The sequence below is a fragment of the Streptomyces synnematoformans genome (genome assembly GCF_039531005.1).
Classification (GTDB): Bacteria; Actinomycetota; Actinomycetes; order Streptomycetales; family Streptomycetaceae; genus Streptomyces; species Streptomyces synnematoformans.
Window position 1 is genome coordinate 1 of the sequence record NZ_BAAAPF010000411.1, and the last position, 5,180, is coordinate 5,180.

Consider the following 5,180-nt stretch of genomic DNA (forward strand, 5'->3'; position numbering starts at 1 on the left):
TTGTTCGGCGGTGACCTACTCTCCCACACGGTCCCCCGTGCAGTACCATCGGCGCGGTCGGGCTTAGCTTCCGGGTTCGGAATGAGACCGGGCGTTTCCCCAACGCTATGACCACCGAAACACCATGAAACACACAACACAGCTCCCACTTCGACAGCAGGGTTGTTGTCTCAGAACTCACACAGTGGACGCAAGCAGCTATGGACAAGCCCTCGGCCTATTAGTACCGGTCACCTCCACCCCTCACAGGGCTTCCAGATCCGGCCTATCAACCCCGTCGTCTACAGGGGGCCTTAACCCCACATGGGGGTGGGAGTCCTCATCTCGAAGCAGGCTTCCCGCTTAGATGCTTTCAGCGGTTATCCCTCCCGAACGTAGCCAACCAGCCATGCCCTTGGCAGAACAACTGGCACACCAGAGGTCCGTCCGTCCCGGTCCTCTCGTACTAGGGACAGCCCTTCTCAAGACTCCTACGCGCGCAGCGGATAGGGACCGAACTGTCTCACGACGTTCTAAACCCAGCTCGCGTGCCGCTTTAATGGGCGAACAGCCCAACCCTTGGGACCGACTCCAGCCCCAGGATGCGACGAGCCGACATCGAGGTGCCAAACCATCCCGTCGATATGGACTCTTGGGGAAGATCAGCCTGTTATCCCCGGGGTACCTTTTATCCGTTGAGCGACGGCGCTCCCACAAGCCACCGCCGGATCACTAGTCCCTGCTTTCGCACCTGCTCGACCCGTCAGTCTCGCAGTCAAGCTCCCTTGTGCACTTACACTCACCACCTGATGACCAACCAGGCTGAGGGAACCTTTGGGCGCCTCCGTTACCCTTTAGGAGGCAACCGCCCCAGTTAAACTACCCACCAGACACTGTCCCCGATCCGGATCACGGACCCAGGTTAGACATCCAACACGACCAGAGTGGTATTTCAACGACGACTCCACAACCACTGGCGTGATTGCTTCACAGTCTCCCACCTATCCTACACAAGCCGAACCGAACACCAATATCAAGCTGTAGTAAAGGTCCCGGGGTCTTTCCGTCCTGCTGCGCGAAACGAGCATCTTTACTCGTAATGCAATTTCACCGGGCCTATGGTTGAGACAGTCGAGAAGTCGTTACGCCATTCGTGCAGGTCGGAACTTACCCGACAAGGAATTTCGCTACCTTAGGATGGTTATAGTTACCACCGCCGTTTACTGGCGCTTAAGTTCTCAGCCTCGCCACCCCCAAGGAGTGACTAACCGGTCCCCTTAACGTTCCAGCACCGGGCAGGCGTCAGTCCGTATACATCGCCTTACAGCTTCGCACGGACCTGTGTTTTTAGTAAACAGTCGCTTCTCGCTGGTCTCTGCGGCCACCCCCAGCTCCGACCGTAAAGGCCATCACCGGAAGCGGCCCCCCTTCTCCCGAAGTTACGGGGGCATTTTGCCGAGTTCCTTAACCATAGTTCACCCGAACGCCTCGGTATACTCTACCTGACCACCTGAGTCGGTTTCGGGTACGGGCCGCCATGAAACATCGCTAGAGGCTTTTCTCGACAGCATAGGATCATCCACTTCACCACAATCGGCTCGGCATCAGGTCTCACCCTCAATGTTGCACGGATTTACCTGCACAACGGGCCACACCCTTACCCCGGGACAACCACCGCCCGGGCTGGACTACCTTCCTGCGTCACCCCATCACTCACCTACTACAAGCTCGGGTCACCGGCTCCACCACACCCCACCACACTCCGAAGAGCACAACAGGGGGGTTTCACGGGCTTAGCATCACCTGATTCAATGTTTGGCGCTCCACAGCGGGTACCGGAATATCAACCGGTTATCCATCGACTACGCCTGTCGGCCTCGCCTTAGGCCCCGACTTACCCTGGGCAGATCAACTTGACCCAGGAACCCTTAGTCAATCGGCGCACACGTTTCCCACGTGTGTATCGCTACTCATGCCTGCATTCTCACTCGCGAACCGTCCACCACTACCTTCCAGTGCGGCTTCACCCGGCACACGACGCTCCCCTACCCACCCCAGCCGGCGTTAGCCGTCCTGCTGGAGTGACACGACTTCGGCGGTATGCTTGAGCCCCGCTACATTGTCGGCGCGGAATCACTTGACCAGTGAGCTATTACGCACTCTTTCAAGGATGGCTGCTTCTAAGCCAACCTCCTGGTTGTCTCTGCGACTCCACATCCTTTCCCACTTAGCATACGCTTAGGGGCCTTAGTCGATGCTCTGGGCTGTTTCCCTCTCGACCACGGAGCTTATCCCCCGCAGTCTCACTGCCGCGCTCAACTTACCGGCATTCGGAGTTTGGCTAAGGTCAGTAACCCGGTAAGGCCCATCGCCTATCCAGTAGCTCTACCTCCGGCAAGCAACACACGACGCTGCACCTAAATGCATTTCGGGGAGAACCAGCTATCACGGAGTTTGATTGGCCTTTCACCCCTAACCACAGGTCATCCCCCAGGTTTTCAACCCTGGTGGGTTCGGGCCTCCACGACCTCTTACAGCCGCTTCACCCTGCCCATGGCTAGATCACCCCGCTTCGGGTCTAGAGCGTGCAACTCACATCGCCCCGCTAGGACTCGCTTTCGCTACGGCTACCCCACACGGGTTAACCTCGCTACACACCGCTAACTCGCAGGCTCATTCTTCAAAAGGCACGCAGTCACGACACACAGCAAACAAGTTGCTGCATGCGACGCTCCCACGGCTTGTAGGCACACGGTTTCAGGTACTCTTTCACTCCGCTCCCGCGGTACTTTTCACCATTCCCTCACGGTACTATCCGCTATCGGTCACCAGGGAATATTTAGGCTTAGCGGGTGGTCCCGCCAGATTCACACGAGATTCCTCGAGCCCCGTGCTACTTGGGTGGTTCACAACGAGCCGCACACGTTTCGACTACGGGGGTCTTACCCTCTACGCCGGGCCTTTCGCATGCCCTTCGCCTACACGTACGGTTTCTCACTCGCCGACCAGCCGGCAGACCAGTCACGTAAACTCCCACAACCCCGCATGCGCAACCCCTGCCGGGTATCACACACACACGGTTTAGCCTCATCCGGTTTCGCTCGCCACTACTCCCGGAATCACTGTTGTTTTCTCTTCCTGCGGGTACTGAGATGTTTCACTTCCCCGCGTTCCCTCCCAACTGCCTATACATTCAGCAGCGGGTGACAGCCCATGACGACTGCCGGGTTTCCCCATTCGGACACCCCCGGATCACAGCTCGGTTGACAGCTCCCCGGGGCCTATCGCGGCCTCCCACGTCCTTCATCGGTTCCTGGTGCCAAGGCATCCACCATGCGCCCTTAAAAACTTGGCCACAGATGCTCGCGTCCACTGTGCAGTTCTCAAACAACAACCCTAAGAGACCAAACCCCCATACAAAGGGCCCGTGCTCTCAGATACCCAACAGTGCGCCGTGATACGTAGTCGATGTTCCACCCATGAGCTGGCCGTGTGGGACATCTGCCCACCAAACGGCACGGTGCTCCTTAGAAAGGAGGTGATCCAGCCGCACCTTCCGGTACGGCTACCTTGTTACGACTTCGTCCCAATCGCCAGTCCCACCTTCGACGGCTCCCTCCCCACAAGGGGGTTGGGCCACCGGCTTCGGGTGTTACCGACTTTCGTGACGTGACGGGCGGTGTGTACAAGGCCCGGGAACGTATTCACCGCAGCAATGCTGATCTGCGATTACTAGCGACTCCGACTTCATGGGGTCGAGTTGCAGACCCCAATCCGAACTGAGACCGGCTTTTTGAGATTCGCTCCACCTTGCGGCATCGCAGCTCATTGTACCGGCCATTGTAGCACGTGTGCAGCCCAAGACATAAGGGGCATGATGACTTGACGTCGTCCCCACCTTCCTCCGAGTTGACCCCGGCAGTCTCCCGTGAGTCCCCACCACCCCCGAAAGAGCGTGCTGGCAACACAGGACAAGGGTTGCGCTCGTTGCGGGACTTAACCCAACATCTCACGACACGAGCTGACGACAGCCATGCACCACCTGTACACCGACCACAAAGGGGGCACCCGTCTCCGGGTGTTTCCGGCGTATGTCAAGCCTTGGTAAGGTTCTTCGCGTTGCGTCGAATTAAGCCACATGCTCCGCCGCTTGTGCGGGCCCCCGTCAATTCCTTTGAGTTTTAGCCTTGCGGCCGTACTCCCCAGGCGGGGCACTTAATGCGTTAGCTACGGCACGGACGACGTGGAATGCCGCCCACACCTAGTGCCCACCGTTTACGGCGTGGACTACCAGGGTATCTAATCCTGTTCGCTCCCCACGCTTTCGCTCCTCAGCGTCAGTATCGGCCCAGAGATCCGCCTTCGCCACCGGTGTTCCTCCTGATATCTGCGCATTCCACCGCTACACCAGGAATTCCGATCTCCCCTACCGAACTCCAGCCTGCCCGTATCGAATGCAGACCCGGGGTTAAGCCCCGGGCTTTCACATCCGACGCGACAAGCCGCCTACGAGCTCTTTACGCCCAATAATTCCGGACAACGCTTGCGCCCTACGTATTACCGCGGCTGCTGGCACGTAGTTAGCCGGCGCTTCTTCTGCAGGTACCGTCACCCCGAAAGGCTTCTTCCCTGCTGAAAGAGGTTTACAACCCGAAGGCCGTCATCCCTCACGCGGCGTCGCTGCATCAGGCTTGCGCCCATTGTGCAATATTCCCCACTGCTGCCTCCCGTAGGAGTCTGGGCCGTGTCTCAGTCCCAGTGTGGCCGGTCGCCCTCTCAGGCCGGCTACCCGTCGTCGCCTTGGTAGGCCATCACCCCACCAACAAGCTGATAGGCCGCGGGCCCATCCTGCACCGCCAGAGCTTTCCACCACCAGACATGCGCCCAATGGTGACCATCCGGTATTAGACCCCGTTTCCAGGGCTTGTCCCAGAGTGCAGGGCAGATTGCCCACGTGTTACTCACCCGTTCGCCACTAATCCCCGGCCGAAACCGGATCATCGTTCGACTTGCATGTGTTAAGCACGCCGCCAGCGTTCGTCCTGAGCCAGGATCAAACTCTCCGTAAATGCTTCAACCAGAATCAAAGCACCACAGAACGAGTCTGCCTCGCTACTGCTGTAATGCTGTGTTTCACAAACACTTGGCATCGACTACTTGGCACACTGTTGAGTTCTCAAAGAACGGACACTTCCATCAAA

3 rRNA genes are annotated in these 5,180 nt (G+C 58.3%); all 3 read right to left on the reverse strand.

The features are described from left to right. Positions 1 to 2: 2 nt before the first annotated feature. Positions 3 to 119 (reverse strand): 5S ribosomal RNA (gene rrf, locus ABD317_RS33260). Between the two features lie 81 nt (positions 120 to 200). After that, positions 201 to 3,334: ribosomal RNA gene (locus tag ABD317_RS33265) — 23S ribosomal RNA — on the reverse strand. 176 nt (positions 3,335 to 3,510) lie between these two features. Then, positions 3,511 to 5,048: ribosomal RNA gene (locus ABD317_RS33270) — 16S ribosomal RNA — on the reverse strand. The 16S, 23S and 5S rRNA genes sit together here, the layout of an rRNA operon. Positions 5,049 to 5,180 lie beyond the last annotated feature (132 nt).